Here is a 16667-nt window from a genome sequence, read left to right as displayed (position 1 = left end):
TTGATTACAATAGTTGCTGCTGAAACAAAATGTTTTGGTGGTGTGTAAATTTGTTGTGTACTTTGTACCAAAATAACCCCCCTCTTTTTATGTTATTCTTCTTCAACAATCCTGCCCGATTGCTTAATACCAATTATTTCAAACTAGTGTAACTTCTACAAGAAAAATATATACAAAAAAAGCTTACCCTGTACTGGATAAGCTCCCTCCCCCTTAATAGTTTCTTATGATAAAAGAGATTTATAAATTTCTCCTATAATCCCTTCCATTTGATGAACACCTAATTCTGCATTTGTCATGATGACTGCCCCTTTCTCTAAATACGGAAACGCCACCATCATACATTGAAAACCTACTCCCCAACCAAGTGAAGTAATTTCTAGTTCTTTTTCAGAACCTTCTAGAAACACACCTAATCCAGTCCAATTCTTACTTCTTTGTGGGGATATCATTTCCTTTGCTATACTTGCCGGAATACCAACCTTACTGTCTCCTTTTACAGCATTCATTAACTCAAGGACTAATTTGGCTAGATCTAAAGAGGTTGTCCAAAGTCCAGAAGCAGCTGGATATGGATATATAGGATATTTTCCATCCACCAATTCACCGTTTTTGTTATGACCACAAGAGAAACCTTTTCGCTCCATTTCTAACATTGTTGTGTTTAAACTGCTATTATCCATTCTTAATGGTTCAAATATAAGTTCGTTCATAACTCGGTGGAACGGTCTTTCAGTTACATCTTCTATTAATTGCTGGATAATACAAAAACCTGCATCTGAATAGTGGAATTCACTCTCAGGTTCGTATGTTACTTTTATAAGATTACAATATGGAGTTTTTCCTTCCAATAATTCAACCATCGAAGGGATTTCTGTATCCATATTAAGCTCAGAGAAACTATTTTCATGATCACTAATCCCAGATTGATGACTAAGCAAATTTCGTAATGTAACTCTTTTATATTTAGTGAAATCATTTTCAGGTACTTTCCACAACACAAGCCTTTTGTTTACATCCTCATCTAAATCAAGAAGCCCTTGTTTTGTTAGTTTCATAACAAGCATACCTGTTAGAAACTTGCTAATTGAACAAGCACTAAAAACAGAATCCTTATTTACTTTTCTATCACTTTTCACCTCTAGTAAGCCGTAATCATATGTACCACTGACTTGACCTTGGTTAATTAATGTAATACTTAAACCTGGTACATTATAATGTTCCATTCGTTCTTTAATATCTATATTTTTGAATTTCATATTTTCCCCCCTCGAATGAGATATATTGCCCCCGAAATGAAAACTAGCGCAAATTCTTGTTAAAGGATTGCGCCCTATAATTGAATAACAGAGGAACTTCTATTAGTTGCTTTATTCTAATAAGGCTACCATCAAACCTGCTTAAAACAAAATACACTCACCCTTCCATCACTCTTTAACAACAAATACCCTTTGAATTTACCTTTGGAAAACATTCTGACCAAGTTAGACATTCACATTTCAATCCGTTTTTTAATACATTCAACATTTCGTCAATTTGCTTCTTTTTTTCCTCTAATTCCAGACACTTCGTATTGGCCATGTATCTCCAACGCTCTGATGGAGGAGCCTGATTATCGAAACCCTCCAAAAGTACAATAATTTCTTGATTACTAAAACCAGCTAACTGAGCTGTTTTTATAAACTTGAGCTGATCCAATACTTCAATTGTATAGCGTCTTTGTCCACTTACCCTTGTAGGAATCGGCAACATGCCTATCGATTCGTAATATCGAATAGCAGAAGCACTAACGTCAGCCCTTTTTGCTAGCTCTCCAATAGGAAGGAAAGAATCCATAATAATCACCCCTTGACTTAAAGTTTACTTTAAGTATTATACTTTAAATAATATTATTAAGGGGGAGTTTCTTTGAAAAAATTATTTGCTGGAATTGGGGTAGTTGGATTATGCGCACTTTGTTGTGCATTACCCGTTATTGGCATTACTGGATTTGCAGGTATAGTTGGAATAGGTTTTGGTTTTTGGAAATGGGGATTATTATTGTTGGCTTTGGCATTATTTGTTTTTCTATTTGTAAAAAAGAGTACATGTAATGCAAATACAGGCTGTAATTGTTCTTCGGGTTCATGTAAATATAAATAATTATAATAATAGGAGGTTTTAATTTTATGGCTGAATGTAATTGTTGTAAAAGCACTTCAAATATTGCTTGTAATATTGGTTCTTTCAATTCAGAAGAAAGAATCCGTTATGACGAACTTCGAAAAGATTTGAATGTAAATCGGTCTATTGAGGAAATTCCAAATGGTTATACTTTTATTTATCCCAATCAACCCACGTTGCTATTAAAAATTGTTGAATTGATTTCTTATGAAAATCGATGCTGTCCATTCATAGAATTCTCACTAAAAGTAAGTGGTGAGGCAGATGTAATTAGGTTAGATCTAACAGGAAATCAATCAGTTAAAGATCTACTAAAAGAAGAGTTTCGCTTAGGATAAAAATCCTCCCTAAATCATTTTGTGATTTAGGGGTTTTTAAACTAAACTAAACAATAATTATGATATATTAAGTAAGAATTCCTGTTCAAATTAAATATTTTCTTAGATATGACTTATTACATAAGCCCCTTATTTAACAACTATGTAAAAAGTCTTTTTTAGGGGCAATAAAAAGGGGTAACCAAATAATGTTTACTAGAGAAAAATTAGAAAATAATCAAGTTTGGCTATATGTCATTGTACTAGTGATAGCAGCTGGATTTGGATTAATAGTTCCAGACTTTGCAGGACAATTAGATGTAACGATTTCTGCTGTCATCGCTATTTTAATGTATAGTATGTTTTCACAGATTCCTTTTACATCTTTAAAAGAGTCGTTTGCTAATCGACGTTTTATCTTGGCTCTATTGACGGTTAACTATTTAGCAGTACCCATTGTGGTGTGGATTCTATCAAAGTTATTACCCGAATATCCACCGTTATTGCTGGGGGTCTATTTAGTTTTACTTACCCCTTGTATTGATTATGTCATTGTTTTTACAGCTCTAGGGCGTGGAAATGAAAAGGTTATCCTTATGTCTACACCAATTCTTTTCATTACACAAATGCTCCTTTTGCCTCTGTATTTATGGCTGTTTATGGGAGAAGAAGCAAAAGGAATAGTGGAACCAGCTCCGTTCTTGGAAGCATTTTTCGGTCTCATCGTTATTCCACTGGGAATCGCTATTGCCATACAGCTATTTGCAAGAAAAGCACCTGTCGGCAATAAAATATTAGATCTATCAACATGGCTTCCCGTTCCATTCATGGCTCTTACTCTTTTTGTTGTTGTATCGTCTCAAATAGGGAAATTATCAACATATATTGACCTAATTATCAAAGTAATTCCTATATATATTGCTTTTATGATTATTATGCCTATCATTTCTAGGTTTATTGCAAAGTGGTTCAAGCTTGATATTGGTTCAGGTCGCGCACTTATTTTTAGTGGATCTACGCGTAATTCGCTTGTAGTTCTTCCTCTTGCTTTAGCCGTACCCGATAATTTGAGCACATTAGTAGCAGCTATAATTGTGACACAAACAATCGTTGAACTTGCAGGTGAGCTCATTTATATTCGATTAGTACCAAATATACTTTTACGTAAAGAAACAACTTAATTTCATATGTCTTCTAAAAAGAAACACCCCCTGAATCGCATAGTCAATCTAATACGATTCAGGGGGTGTTTCTTTTTCTTGTCTATTTTATTTTCTGGGCTGCTTTTATTTACTGTTCCTCCATTAAATGGCCCTTAACATAAAGAAAGAGCACAATTCTTGCTGCAGAATTGCGCCCGTTGTTAAAGATGAATTATTGAAGAATTATCTAGGAATAATTGGAACCCATAATTCATGACGCGGTTTATGTCCTGATCCATAATAACATTCAATACAAGGTAAATTAGCAAGTTCATATCCTGATGTAGGAACCCATTCAGAATATAAACGTTTCCATGCCTCAACAATATTTGGGAAAACAGCCCATGTACTTGGCGGAATAATTAAAGTTTGCATTTCTTCAGGAAACTCACCATCATACCGTACTCCCATAAAATAATCGAATTCTTGATCAGTGATGGCTGCCTCCTTTCCACATACACCTAAAATTCCTTCTAGTGAGCACTTCGGATTCTCCCACGACATATCTATTAATTCCTGCATAAATCCTTCTTTTTTCGCTTTGCTCCAAAGTGTTGGAATACTTTTAAAGGCGCTGTTTGTTTTTACTGGTTTACTCTTACCAACAATTCTTATTTCAAATTCTAAATTTTCAATTCTATACTCCATTTCAGTGTCTCCCTTTATTGATAATTGAAAGGAAATTTTCGGAAAAGCTTTTAATTGTATCCCCTGATGACGACATTCAGACGGTTTTATTCCATGGGTTTTTTGAAAAGCACGGGAAAATGAATCAGCAGATTCGTAACCGTACTTATTCGCAATTTCTAAAATTCGAATATCACTTTTTTGCAATTCGAATGCAGCAAGTGTCAATCTCCTACGCCTTATATATTCCGACAGTGAAATTCCTGTAATAGATGCAAACATTCTAGAAAAGTGAAACTCCGAACAGTAAGCAATCTTTGCTAATTGTTTGTAATCAATTTCATGCTCCAAACTATCCTCTATATAATCTAATACATTATTCATTCTAACAAGCCAGTCCATATAATCCCCCTTTCAATACCAATATTAAAAGAATTAGAAAAGTTTGGTCCGATATTATTTGCCTAAAAAAGTAGGTTTCACGAAAGCAAGTTTAATTTACATTCAGGAATGCTGCACTTTAATTCAACTAACACAGCCACTATTCCTGCTTAGACTAGTGGCTGCATCTTCCATATTTGCTCCCTTTTATGGCATAACTACAAAATGTCTTAATCTAAAATCACTAAATTGTTCTTTGAACATTACCTTCTTATCTTTAAATAGCATCCTTTTCGGTGATAAACAATTAAGGATACTCCCCCCACTTTTATAATTCGTCTCTAAGCACTATATCGAGCCAGGCTTTAGCCTCATTGTAAAGAATCGGATTGTTTTGCGGCGTGTAGTAAGCGAGGATTCCAACTGCCTGTGACACGACCCATCCACGTGCCCTTGCCCACGTAGCGTCATCAATAGGAAGAGCCTCACGGAACGCATCTCGAGCCGCTGGCGAATGCAACTTCCATGCCACCATTACATCGCACGCAGGATCGCCGATGCCCATACAACCCCAATCAATCACACCGCTAATTCGCTTATTTCGTACAAGCCAGTTACGTACATCTAGATCGCCATGGTGCCAAATAGGAGCGCCATTCCACGGAGGCGCAGTAAGAGCCGACTCCCACACAGCAGAAACTGCAGGGTCGCCATCAAATCGCGCCAACCAGTATCGAAAGTCCTTGTCCCGTTGCGCCAAAGGAATGCCACGTCCTAACGGCGCTCCCGATGAATCGACTTTTTGCAGTGCTGCGATGAACACTGCAAGATCACGTGCTGCCTGAATCTCGTCAATCTCCTCTATAGGCATCGTATCACCCTCAACCCAGGTATGTACCTCCCAAAACCACGGATATTCGTTATTGGGACGCCCCTGAGCGATAGGGATAGGGATATCAAGCGATACTAATGATGCAAGTTTTGGAAGCCATGTGAATTCGCGACTTCCTGGTGTCGTCGGTCCTGCTCTTCGTGCGAGCCTAACAGAATAATTATCGCCAAGTCGAAAAACGGCGTTTACCGTGCCAATTGGCTCGACACGTCGTAGGGGCAGTTTTGCCCAGTGTGGGAACTGATCGACAATTAAACTACGCACAAGGCGCTCGTCAATTTCCAATTCGTCAACGTGCATCTTCTCACACATCGCACGCTCCCCCTTCCGTATCTCTGACGTTAAATTTCCAACCGCCGTTTTCCTCAAAAACGTTCTGATGTATCCAGCCCGTAAAATTCATTACACTGTACCCCCCTTGGAGTATTACATGCCACAAAACTTGTTTTTAAGTCTTATGCTGTAATCTTGGCCGTTTTTACAGATATGCTCCCTTTACTTGAATAAGGAAGCTATAAAATAAATTAAAAAGGGCTTATCAGAACTCCTATTAAACCTAAAAAACAACCAATAACTAAAAAAGCTATTGCAACTTTAATATTCTTCCTGCTTTTATTTACGAATTCATTTGAAAGTGTATGGCCAATTTTAAGATTTTTAAAACGTTTCCAAAACGAATAAAACTGAATAGAAGCAAGAAGACAAAAGACTAACGCTAAAATGTACACAAATTTAAACCATTCCAGTTAGATCCTCTCCCTATAACTCAACTTGTTGCACATTTCTACCATGAAGCGCGATTATTAAGCTGCAATTGCTCCCGATAATTGAATAACGCTTATACAATGAACTTTGTAAACCAAGCAATATATTTTGCTCCCCATATAAACAAGAATTGAGCAAGCAAAGTGCCTAAAAGCCTTGAAGTAACCATCATTATTGAAATGCTTTTTAGCTTTTTATAACTTCCCCTTTTATTAACAACATCATCTGCGAGGACAGATATTTTTGGATCAATAAAGATTACCAAAAGTATTGTTGCTATCCCGTTTATTAAGCCTGAAGCCATAATAGCCGTAGATGCTCTTTCAGGAACTAATAAAGCAGCATAAAGTGCTGCTAATACACCTATTGTATATATTGCTGTTATTATCATATTTACAAAAAATAGTTTGATTGGCATATCCTTCACCTTGGTACCCTGCAAGTAAGAAAACTTCGGTAGACTAAAATGGGTAATGCCACGCTTTATGTACTGTATGGATAGTATTCTTTTCATTAATGAGGGGACAGAACCTCTTTCCTCTGATAAATGAATAATCGCCCTTGAAAATAAGGCTATGAAACTTGGCAGTAGAATAATTCCAAATACCGTTCCAACGGTTGAAGCTCCAATAAGAATTCGAAATTGTATTTCTACAAACTCTAGTGCATTTTCATTAGGAGCAGTATCAATTAAACTACCAGTGAAAGGTTGTTGCAACATATTTGCTAACCTGGAGACTATGACCATTATGTTAAAAAGAGATAAAGCTGACGCTATCATTCTAACCCTTGCACCTGATAACCTCACAGCATATGCGAGTGTTTCTACAGAATGTATAATAAAAATAAATAAAGCTATAAATATTAACTTTTCTGTCAAGAACTCCATATAGATACCTTCTTTTTATGTATTTAGCACCTTAATTTCTTCATCAATTATCCTGCCCGATTGCTTAATTCCAATTATTTCATAACCTGATAATTCCTACAATATGAAATTCCCTTTGGCCACGATAAAAAAGGCGCTGATCCTTGTTCCTGGATCGCGCCCGATTGCCGAAGACTCGATTTCAAGATAACTATACATTTCTTCAACTATAGCTCCAGTTAGTTTAATTGAAGTTATTCACAAAGACGCTTTATAGGTAATAAAAAAAGGTGCTATTAATGAACCCAAAATCAAAATAAAAATTCCTATTCCAAGAGTCGCAAAAATATTGCTAAAAGGTGAGAGAAAATAACCAAATATCAACATTGGCAGGATGGTTAAAGAGACAAATGTGAACCTACCAAGAATCGTTATCTTATGAGTCGTTTTACATTCACTACATTTAATAGGCTTATAATTTAACCATAACGATTTATTAATTTTATTCCATCTAAATTGTTCACTACAGTTCTTACACTTTTGCAAAATAAAACCACCTTCTTTTTAATTAACCTGCCCTATTGCTTAATACCAATTATTTCATAAGCTGAAAATTCCTACAATAAATTATTTTTCATCTTGCCTAAAATAAAATGAGCGCTAACCCCTGTTCCAGGATAGCACCCTATTGATAAATAAAATTAACATATTCCTTCTTCTCTTTATAACATAATTAGGTTTGTCGGTTACTCTTTTATATAATCAAGAGTGAACTTGGGACTTAGAGACAGAAAAAACCTCTATAATCAAACTCGTTCGGAGGTACTGACTTTACTTCTTTAAAATCAACTTTTATCCACTTTTTTTCTGTCTTTATTACTTTCTCTATACTATTGTTTCCGTTTTTATCTTTGAAAACAATGTACCCTTCAGTCTGATTTTTGTTAATGAATACAAATTTCACGCCGTAGTATTCGCCTACAAGCATATCCGTCAAACTAGAAGTCCTTTTATCGTAGATACCCAAATCTTGATACAGTTTTTCAGTATCATCGTGGGAATTATATTCAGTGTAGTCAGATATATCCAATTTAAAGCTGTTAATTAGATCTTGTTTAATTTCATTAACGTATTGATCTTTGAACTTATGGGAAATTTCTATACAAGTTTCACTGGCTTTAAATTCCAAAGTATTGGTACCAACCGGATTTAATACATTCAATAAGGATAAAAATATCACTAAATGATTCATTTAATCCCCCCTATATATTTATAGGGTTATCTTGTCACAAGTTATAAATAACAATACTTTACTTGGAACTACCTTCTAAATTTTCACCAATTACATTAAATACACTTCTTCAGATCTTTAAACACCCTATTATATTTACTATTTATCTTTAAAAGAAGCTGCTCTCCACAACATGTCCCAAAATAAAAAATGAGCGCTGATCCTTTGTTCCAGGATAGCTCCATTTAACGGAATAACTGAAAGTGTAGTAAATGTTTAGTTGAAGTTAAGGATATGTTTTTAGGTGTTTATAACTAATGAGTTCGCCTCTTGTATTTATCACAACTTCATCTTCCCCATAACTCATATGAGCACGGTAGTAAGGATACACCTTAAGCGTTATTTCATATAATCCACCAATCCCGTACAACTGTTTAATTTCAAGGATTTCTGTGTCATATGAAGCCCAGGTAAGACCTTCAGGTGCATTTTTATCTTCTTGATATATTTCGCTGATGGCTTTATCCACTGGATTTCTTAGGCTACTTATAAGTGCATATTTTAATGTTTCACATAATTCCGTATCAGCTTCATTTTTTGTTTTTGCAAATATGGTTGTGTTAGAGAATATAAAAAATATTGCTACTACAACCAGGACTACTAATCTTCTCATAATGAACACCTCATTTTAGTTTCCAATTAACTAAAGTGATTTATTCAAATAACTGCATCTTTACTTTCAATAAGAAAAAGCCATTCTCCCTCTTGAAGAATAGCTCCATTTAGTGGAACAAAGAATAACCTATTACTCGTACTCACATAGCTTTGGAACTACAAAATCAGGAAAAGTCCTGATTATTTTTTCATATGTTGAGAAATTCGATTGATTTGAAATAACCGCAATGTTATCTCCATCATAGCCAATCCAAAAAATACTTGTATCAACTTCTACTTTGACCACTACTGTTTCCGCAACTTTCCCTTCCCAATTTCCTTTCCACTCTCTTTGTTCTAATCTAAATACATCTTTATTTGTGGACCATAAAACTAAGTCATTTCCACTACCAAGAGTAATATAGAAAGGGAAAATCTCCTTAAACTGCTTTTCATTCTGGATTACAGTAACTATTACTGAACGGTCGTATTTGTTAGTTAAGTATCTATAACCGATATTGAATTCCTGGCAATTATGTTCAATCTGATCTTTCAAATAGGAAGGAACTTCAGCACAAAAATAAACTGGAAATGCTTTAATATTTTTCATCCACAATGGCAGAAAGTGTTCATCACATTCTGGAAGATAAAAACCATCCATTGAGAAAACATATGGTGTAGTGCCTTCTAATGCAAAAGGAAAAAAACCTCCAGCATCAGGATTTGAGTCATAGTATCTCTTTGGTAAATATCCAACTTCTATATCCAATTTACTGGCCTCCCCTTCGAATCACTGTATTTATTTACTAAAGGTTTATAATCTTAACTTTTCATAAGTTACATCTGTCGAGAAGAGACATCTTTCTACTACCAAGAACACCTGGATAGAGTTGACTTATTCCAAATACAACAAGTTTGTCGTTTTTCTTAGATAGACATAATATTAGCTTCTTACTACCTGCAACTTCCATTAAACTGCCCAATAATGGAATAAAGAAAAAGCTGAAGGCTAACCCTCAGCTTTTTCTCTCTTTATGTTTTCTCATCCTTCTTGAGTTATTGAGAGAGTTTGATTTAGCCGAATCACACTCTTAATAGAACCATAATTTTTAATTGACGAAGGACTCCTTAAGATGAAAAACTTAGTATGGTCCAGATACAATGTTTCAATTTTTAAGTTTGATGTGTAAAGACTCTCAATTGATACTTCTAATTCATCAGTATTTACTGGCGTTTTTGTCGGCACTTCAAAAGCAAATCCTAATAGGTTTTCCTTCTCATTACACTTAATAAAACGTTTGATATGATCTGAACTATTCTGAATGTTTTCTGCTACACTTTTTGAAGAATCCCAAACTCTTGCTCCCCATAATTTCCACGCTGTTCTTTCCTTAAGTACTCCTCTAATGTTCTTTAATACTACTGAATTAGATGGATCAAACTTATTATTAAATCTGTTTTTATCTCTCATCAAGGAGTTGTTTAATACATTGTTTACAGAGTCAAACACAGGCGCTCCCAACATAATTGCTAGTTTAAAGACTTCATGCATTACAAGGGTAGTTTCTCTAGAAACGGTTTGCTCGGTTTCAGACGGTTTTTTCACTTTATCACCATCATAGTGGTTTAGAATGCGGCCAAGTTGACCTACTCTATAAAGAAACCCCTTTAGAGCCTCATCCGTATTCTTTTCCATAACATTGTATGTATCTAAGTTTAAGCCTAATCGTTCCAATTCTTCATCAAAAATTACTCCATATTGATTAGCGATGCAGCAATTAATTACAAATAAATCTGCTAATTCATCTGCTAAATCTGCTAGTGATTCATTATCTAGTTCTTCATAAACTTCTGACAACTCTTCAACCACACGAGCATATGCTGAAAGAGGTTTCCAGTAACCGCCCAGGATTTCAATTGAAGAATCTACTTTCTTTTGCATTTCAAAAAGATTCATAAGGTGATTTCAGCTCCTTTAGATTATTCGTAATTCTCTATATAACATTCTAAGTATGTAGCTATAATATCTATAGAGGTATTAGATACTCTCCCCGCATTTAGATTAAAGTCGGCTTTTTCTTAAAGGGTTCAATATTTTCTTCATGCATAGGTTTAACTTGGTGAATATAGCTTTCAATATTTTCTTCTATATTCTTACTCCTTTCAAGAACATCTCTTCTTAACCTCCGAATAAGCCTTAAGTCTGCATCGAGATCCAGAAATATTTTCAAGTCAAGCATGTCAAAAATTTTTTCGATGGAAAATAAAACTAATCCTTCGATTATTATGATTGGTTTGGGACATTTAACTTCTTCCCTGATAATTGTACTTGTTTTAAAGCTATATACTGGCGTAGGAGTGGTTTTATTATCAATAAGGTTTCTTATATCTGAAATTAATCTATTGATATCAAAAGCACTAGGGTGATCAAAATTAATATGTTTTAATTCTTCCTGGCTTACACCTGTTCTGTCTTTATAGTAATTATCCAATTCTATTACTACAACATTTTCCCTATCTATCCTCTCAACCAAATTATTAACAAAAGTTGATTTACCGCAACCTGAACCTCCACATACCCCTACAGCTTAGGCGTTTAAAAGAAGATAAGGAACCATGTAAATGGTATAGTTTACTTAGCTATTAGACCCAATTATCATATGGCAAATTATACTTAAAGATTTTCACACTCTATTAACAAGGCAGTTATAGCATCCTGGTTTAGCGTTAAGAATGTGAATATATTCTACTTCTTTATTATCCAAAATCTCATCTATATTTTCTCTTAAATTTACACCTTCTGTAACCCTTGCTTCTACAATCATGGAGTCATCATTGTAGCCGCGTACAGATAGATACCTATGATGTAACATTTGCGGAATTTCATTTACATCTAGCTTAGCGGTAGTTGCTCCCTTTCGTATAAATATAGGACCACTTGCTTTATAAGGCGAATTAACATTATGATATTGGTAATTCAGTAAGATTACCTCTTCTCCTACCTCTGCATCCTTCAAACTTATCCTGCAAGGATATCCAGGATTGTTATTTGCTATTATTTTGACTGCCCCGATACTTTTTAATGCTTCTTCATTCATTAGAAAAAGGTTATTAAACTCCTTCTCTTGTAACGCAACGATTTGAAAGTTATTTCTCATATTCTACCCCTCCAGTTGTTAAAGCATTTCACTAATGATGCACCACTAAAGTTCATAAAACTTGTTCAATAATCCTGCCCGATTGCTTAATTCCAATTATTTCATAATCTAATAATTCCTACAATATGAAATTCTCTTTGGCCACCACAAAAATGGCGCTGACCCTTGTTCCTGGATCGCGCCAGATTGCTAATATTTTTGAACAAAAGCCTTCGTTTAAGAATCTAATTTCTAACTTTCCCCTCAATAATCTGCTGAATAATTTCTATACTTTTATGGTCTTTCGGACGAAGTTTTCTTCCTGTTCCTTTTTCATAAACTCTTTTCTCCTCAAGTAATTGGTATGGGTTTAGAACATTTATCGCTATGCCATGTATTGTATAAAGTTCTAAAGTAAAGGCATCATTCCTCCATACCCAGTTCGGAAAACCGTTAGCGACAATTTCCCCCTCATCCGAAATCCTAACAAATACAAAACTCACATCGACATTGTTCTTGAGGAAATCAGTTTGAAACTCACTAACTACCTTTTTTTGAAAACCAGCTTTTACAAGTGCTTGTTCCACGTGTTCACGATGTTGGATCCATGTAACTAAGTCAATATCTGAATGTGACCGTGTAATCCTTTCTAGCAAAAAATCTATCGCCCATCCACCTCGTAGCCACAAGCTCAAATTTAAAGATAAGCAAATTCCATTTACTTCTTGAAGTATATTTAACTGTTGTTTGCTCGAATTATGTTCATTTTCTAATGTAAGATCCTTAAAATCCATCCTTATCCACACCTTTAATTTAATACAACTTTACTATTGATTTATTCTGCATGAGAATTGAAATAACCTACTTGCTAACCAAACTCGTAATTCAGAATGTGGCTCTAGAATGAAAATAAGCGCTAATCCTTATTCATGGATTGCGCCCTATTCTGGAATAACTGCTTTTCGCAAGTTTATTACGTTATTAGGATTTGTGGACCATCTATTCATTAATTCCAGTTGTTTGTTTTTCAAATCGTTATATGGTTCTTCGACAACCTCAACTTCATAAAATCTGTTATCAAATACTTTTGTTCTTTTAATTTTTCTATAACCACCAAAACCTAAGTCGTCGTTTAGTAACCAAACAACTTTTTTTATATTGGCAAACAGTATCCCACCAGTACACATTGGACAAGGTTCCAAAGAAGTATATATTGTAAACTTATCACGATTAATTTTAGCATTTAGAATTGATTGTCCAGCATTTCGTATAGCGTCAATTTCTGCGTGGGCAGTTGCATCTTGTTGAGGGTGTACTCTATTTCGCCCTGTTGCAATTAAGTTGTGATTTTCATCTACTATAACAGCCCCAACTGGATATGTATTTTCTCTCAATGCTTGTTCTGCTTCTTCAAGAGCCAACTCTAAAAAGTATCTATCTTTATCAATATTCATAGTTTCTTCCTTTCTCAAAGAGTGTCACTTTTTTCATTTATATGAATACACTAAAAGGCCAATTTTGGAATATGTAAGGGCAATTTCATTATGTTGCAAATGCTCCCTTTTATTGAATATGTATTATCAATATTTAACATTGAAATTATCTAGTAGTATTTTCTCTGCTTGTTTGATGTTGTCCTTTAAATATCCAGGCAGCTCTTTATTAACTAGAATCTCTGAAGTTGTCATCCAAATAACATCATCAACTTCTTCTCTGCTTTTGGGATAAGGCTCTCCTGACTTATGATGACAAAGAAAAACAATATCAATTACATTCATACCTGAGTCAGTAACAAAGGAAGAACTATTTACATATTTAAGATCTATAACTTCGCATCCTACTTCCTCAATAATTTCTCGTATTAAAGTTCTTTCTAAAATATCAGATGAAAAACCTTCTAGTTCGCATTTTCCACCGACCAAAGAAAGTTCACCTCCAGCGTGTTCTTCCTTTTCGCTTCTCAAGATTAAAAGCCATTTTCCGTTTCTGTGAATGGCTCCTTCTACATTAACCACAAACATAAAAACAATCCCCCTTAGAAATAGTCCATCTTCATCAACCGGCCTAGAGATTTTTAATAAGTTAAAAGCGAGTACACTGTGAAGCAATCGCACCCGTTATTTTGATTACTTAATTCAACTCTGTTTTCTTAAAATTGTATATTTATGATTTAAATCATAAACAAAACAGGTAAAAAAGTTCCAAGAACACAACTCAAAATCCCAATAGTTGCAAGTGACTTTCCATATTGATTAAACATCTTCATTTCGCGCAATCCTAAAAATCCAACTACAATCCCAATAATCCCTGGTATGAAACCAAAAGCCATTATGATTGATATCAAAATAGAAAACATCCCCAACACTAACGTTAAAACTGCTTTATTATTTACTTTTGGGCTTTATTTAACATTAAGTTTTGCTGTCAACTCAATTCACACCCTTTTATCATTTACCTGTTTTTCAATAATCTCTTATTCAATAACCCTGCTCTTTTCTGGCATAAATTACAAATTCAAGATGTACCATCTAATATCCTTTTTTACTACAAAATCTGTCTCTAAAATAAGAAAAGAGCACTTATCCTTATTCCAGGAAAGCGCCCGATTGTTGAGTAAGACCAATTTATTGTCCTTCCACTCTAAATCCTAACCAAAATCTTCCCTTCATAGTTCCGACTCTCGATTAGTTTATGTGCTTGTGCAACATCAACTAAATTAAATACGTGTGCAATTGGAAGGGTGATTTTTTTTGTAGCAAAAAGTTCTAAGACTTTCTCTGCTATATCTGCTAATCTTGCTGGATCATGTTTTCTTGTAGTACCTAAGCTAAACCCTTTAATATTTCTGCAACTACTATGAACATCACTTGTTTTAAAGTTGCCTGGTTTACCGCTGCTATTGCCGAATTGTACAAGAGTGCCATATAAGGCTAAACACTCTAAACTCATACTTGTAACTTCGCCAGCAACAGAGTCAAAGATAATATTTGCTCCTAAATTATTTGTTTGTTTTAACACTTCCTTTGCAAACGATTCGTAAGTACATACTATATCTGCTCCCAAATCCTTCACATAATTTTCTTTATTAAGATTTCCAACTGTTGCAATGATTTTATTAACACCTGCTAGTTTGGCTAATTGTACGAGCATGGAACCTGCCCCACCAGCAGCACTATGTATAACAATGGTATCTGTTTTTTTAACTTGCCCAATTTCATAGATTAGAATATAAGCTAAAATAGATACGGTTGGTACTGTAGCAGCTTGTTTAAAGGAAAGACTATCTGGAATTTTAAATACTAGTTGTTCATTTGCTACTACATACTCTGCGTATGAACCATCTTTCGGAAAAGCTATTACCCGATCTCCCTTTGAAAATGTTGAATTACCAGAAACCTCTTCAATTGTTCCTGCAACATCTAATCCAAGTATTACTGGGAAATTACTTCTCCCTTTGTTACCTTTGCGTTTTTTTACATCAGCATAATTCACACTGGTATATTCTGTTTTAATTAAAATTTCATTTTCGCTCATTTTAGGTAATTCTACCTCAGTATATAAGAGTACATTCACATCACCGAATTCATTTTGAATGACCGCTTTCATCTCTATATCCCCTTTCAAATCTTATTTAAATTTTATCATGTGGCTGCTGATAAGAAAATTTGAAGAGTTTTATCTTACTTCATAAGTTTATCTTATGTCATTTAATTAACCTCTTGAATCTTAAGTATGGAAGGAGCGATTACCTATGCAGCTATCGCGCCCGATTCTTGAATAGCCAAAATGCCTTAACCTAATTTCTTATTTAAAAATTCATGGGCTTGTTTAAGGCTTTGTTTTTGATTTTCATACTCAAACAAGTTTAATGTATTGGTAAATGTAGCCCATTTATACATCGCAATTTCACTTTCTTGAATGGTTACTGGGGTACTCATAGGTGTCCCTAAGAATAAGATCACTTCTTTTCTAATTGTTCTTTCTGAAATCATAAATTCCATACTTGTCTTAAAATCTTCATGGATTAGAACTTCTAAGCCAGTCTCTTCCTTAACTTCTCTTATTGCTGCATCAATCTCAGTTTCATTTTCCTCTATGTGACCTTTCGGAAAGCCCCAGTGACCATTAGTTTTACTTTTTACAACTAAATATCTAGTGTCTGGTTTGTCTAAATATATAATTACACCACATGATCTTTCGCTTTTCATTAGTATATAATCACCTCCAAGTTAACATATCGAACAAAAAATGCATTTCTTTCACAAGAAATGCACCGGATTGCTGGACAACTTATTATAAGCAACAGCTGGAATTAACTTTAATATCAATTAATACCCTGTTCATTTTCTGCCCTGTAGCTTTATCTACAAAATTAAGAACAGTTGTGCAAGATCAAAGTTTGGACTCCGGACTTTAGTTTGTCTCATTTA

19 protein-coding genes and 2 pseudogenes are annotated in these 16667 nt (G+C 34.5%); 3 read left to right on the top strand and 18 right to left on the bottom strand.

Features of this window, described 5'->3' with window-relative positions; all coding sequences use genetic code 11:
* Positions 1-224: 224 nt before the first annotated feature.
* Together ACQCT5_RS22250 and ACQCT5_RS22245 are read right to left on the bottom strand one after the other, a co-directional pair.
* Positions 225-1259: a serine hydrolase domain-containing protein gene (locus ACQCT5_RS22250; RefSeq protein ID WP_499645276.1), complete on the bottom strand. Its 1035-nt coding sequence runs from the start codon at positions 1257-1259 to the stop codon at positions 225-227.
* 175 nt (positions 1260-1434) lie between these two features.
* Positions 1435-1836 (bottom strand): MerR family transcriptional regulator, encoded by a 402-nt coding sequence (locus ACQCT5_RS22245; RefSeq protein WP_499645274.1) that lies wholly within the window; start codon positions 1834-1836, stop codon positions 1435-1437.
* A gap of 72 nt (positions 1837-1908) precedes the next feature.
* On the opposite strand from ACQCT5_RS22245, the gene ACQCT5_RS22240 reads away from it, so the two are divergent.
* From ACQCT5_RS22240 to ACQCT5_RS22230, 3 genes are all read left to right on the top strand, one after another.
* Positions 1909-2142, top strand: a complete 234-nt coding sequence (locus ACQCT5_RS22240) for a hypothetical protein (protein WP_499645272.1) — start codon at positions 1909-1911, stop codon at positions 2140-2142.
* A gap of 26 nt (positions 2143-2168) precedes the next feature.
* On the top strand, positions 2169-2501 hold the full coding sequence (locus ACQCT5_RS22235) for a hypothetical protein (RefSeq protein WP_499645269.1): 333 nt from the start codon (positions 2169-2171) through the stop codon (positions 2499-2501).
* A 188-nt stretch (positions 2502-2689) separates the two neighbouring features.
* Positions 2690-3661: an arsenic resistance protein gene (locus ACQCT5_RS22230; protein ID WP_499645267.1), complete on the top strand. Its 972-nt coding sequence runs from the start codon at positions 2690-2692 to the stop codon at positions 3659-3661.
* A 204-nt stretch (positions 3662-3865) separates the two neighbouring features.
* On the opposite strand, the gene ACQCT5_RS22225 is transcribed toward ACQCT5_RS22230, so the two are convergent.
* From ACQCT5_RS22225 to ACQCT5_RS22150, 16 genes and pseudogenes are all read right to left on the bottom strand, one after another.
* Entirely contained in the window at positions 3866-4711 is an 846-nt protein-coding gene (locus ACQCT5_RS22225) for an AraC family transcriptional regulator (protein WP_499645265.1), read from the bottom strand.
* 307 nt (positions 4712-5018) lie between these two features.
* Positions 5019-5894, bottom strand: coding sequence for an aminoglycoside phosphotransferase family protein (locus tag ACQCT5_RS22220; protein WP_499645263.1), 876 nt, complete (start codon positions 5892-5894; stop codon positions 5019-5021).
* Positions 5895-6420: 526 nt separating this feature from the next.
* Positions 6421-7236, bottom strand: a complete 816-nt coding sequence (locus ACQCT5_RS22215) for a lipid II flippase Amj family protein (RefSeq protein WP_499645261.1) — start codon at positions 7234-7236, stop codon at positions 6421-6423.
* Positions 7237-7473: 237 nt separating this feature from the next.
* The gene (locus tag ACQCT5_RS22210; protein ID WP_499645259.1) at positions 7474-7761 is read right to left on the bottom strand and encodes a TIGR04104 family putative zinc finger protein; all 288 of its coding nucleotides are present in this window, start codon (positions 7759-7761) and stop codon (positions 7474-7476) included.
* Between the two features lie 235 nt (positions 7762-7996).
* Positions 7997-8467, bottom strand: a complete 471-nt coding sequence (locus tag ACQCT5_RS22205; RefSeq protein WP_499645257.1) for an RNA-binding protein — start codon at positions 8465-8467, stop codon at positions 7997-7999.
* A gap of 265 nt (positions 8468-8732) precedes the next feature.
* A complete protein-coding gene (locus tag ACQCT5_RS22200) occupies positions 8733-9119 on the bottom strand; it encodes a DUF3888 domain-containing protein (RefSeq protein WP_499645255.1) in 387 nt (128 codons plus the stop codon).
* A 132-nt stretch (positions 9120-9251) separates the two neighbouring features.
* Positions 9252-9869 (bottom strand): hypothetical protein, encoded by a 618-nt coding sequence (locus ACQCT5_RS22195; RefSeq protein ID WP_499645253.1) that lies wholly within the window; start codon positions 9867-9869, stop codon positions 9252-9254.
* A 273-nt stretch (positions 9870-10142) separates the two neighbouring features.
* The gene (locus ACQCT5_RS22190; RefSeq protein ID WP_499645251.1) at positions 10143-11057 is read right to left on the bottom strand and encodes a MazG nucleotide pyrophosphohydrolase domain-containing protein; all 915 of its coding nucleotides are present in this window, start codon (positions 11055-11057) and stop codon (positions 10143-10145) included.
* Positions 11058-11157: 100 nt separating this feature from the next.
* A pseudogene (locus tag ACQCT5_RS22185) lies at positions 11158-11673 on the bottom strand (nucleoside/nucleotide kinase family protein); the annotation flags it as partial.
* A 111-nt stretch (positions 11674-11784) separates the two neighbouring features.
* Positions 11785-12258 (bottom strand): DUF1203 domain-containing protein, encoded by a 474-nt coding sequence (locus tag ACQCT5_RS22180; protein ID WP_499639116.1) that lies wholly within the window; start codon positions 12256-12258, stop codon positions 11785-11787.
* A gap of 224 nt (positions 12259-12482) precedes the next feature.
* Positions 12483-13031, bottom strand: coding sequence for a nucleotidyltransferase domain-containing protein (locus tag ACQCT5_RS22175; protein WP_499645249.1), 549 nt, complete (start codon positions 13029-13031; stop codon positions 12483-12485).
* A gap of 147 nt (positions 13032-13178) precedes the next feature.
* Positions 13179-13691 (bottom strand): nucleoside deaminase, encoded by a 513-nt coding sequence (locus tag ACQCT5_RS22170; protein ID WP_499645247.1) that lies wholly within the window; start codon positions 13689-13691, stop codon positions 13179-13181.
* A 126-nt stretch (positions 13692-13817) separates the two neighbouring features.
* Positions 13818-14258: an NUDIX hydrolase gene (locus tag ACQCT5_RS22165; RefSeq protein ID WP_499645245.1), complete on the bottom strand. Its 441-nt coding sequence runs from the start codon at positions 14256-14258 to the stop codon at positions 13818-13820.
* Positions 14259-14407: 149 nt separating this feature from the next.
* Positions 14408-14605, bottom strand: a pseudogene (locus ACQCT5_RS22160) (DUF4190 domain-containing protein); the annotation flags it as partial.
* 272 nt (positions 14606-14877) lie between these two features.
* Positions 14878-15843 (bottom strand): quinone oxidoreductase family protein, encoded by a 966-nt coding sequence (locus ACQCT5_RS22155; protein ID WP_499645243.1) that lies wholly within the window; start codon positions 15841-15843, stop codon positions 14878-14880.
* Between the two features lie 185 nt (positions 15844-16028).
* Positions 16029-16445 carry a bis(5'-nucleosyl)-tetraphosphatase gene (locus ACQCT5_RS22150; RefSeq protein ID WP_499645241.1) on the bottom strand — a complete coding sequence of 139 codons (417 nt, stop codon included), beginning with the start codon at positions 16443-16445 and terminating at the stop codon, positions 16029-16031.
* Between the last annotated feature and the right edge of the window lie 222 nt (positions 16446-16667).

This window comes from Sutcliffiella halmapala, from assembly GCF_050107295.1.
GTDB lineage: Bacteria > Bacillota > Bacilli > Bacillales > Bacillaceae_I > Sutcliffiella_A > Sutcliffiella_A halmapala_A.
The sequence above is the reverse complement of the archived record's forward strand: the minus strand, read 5'-3'. Positions and strand labels throughout refer to the sequence as shown.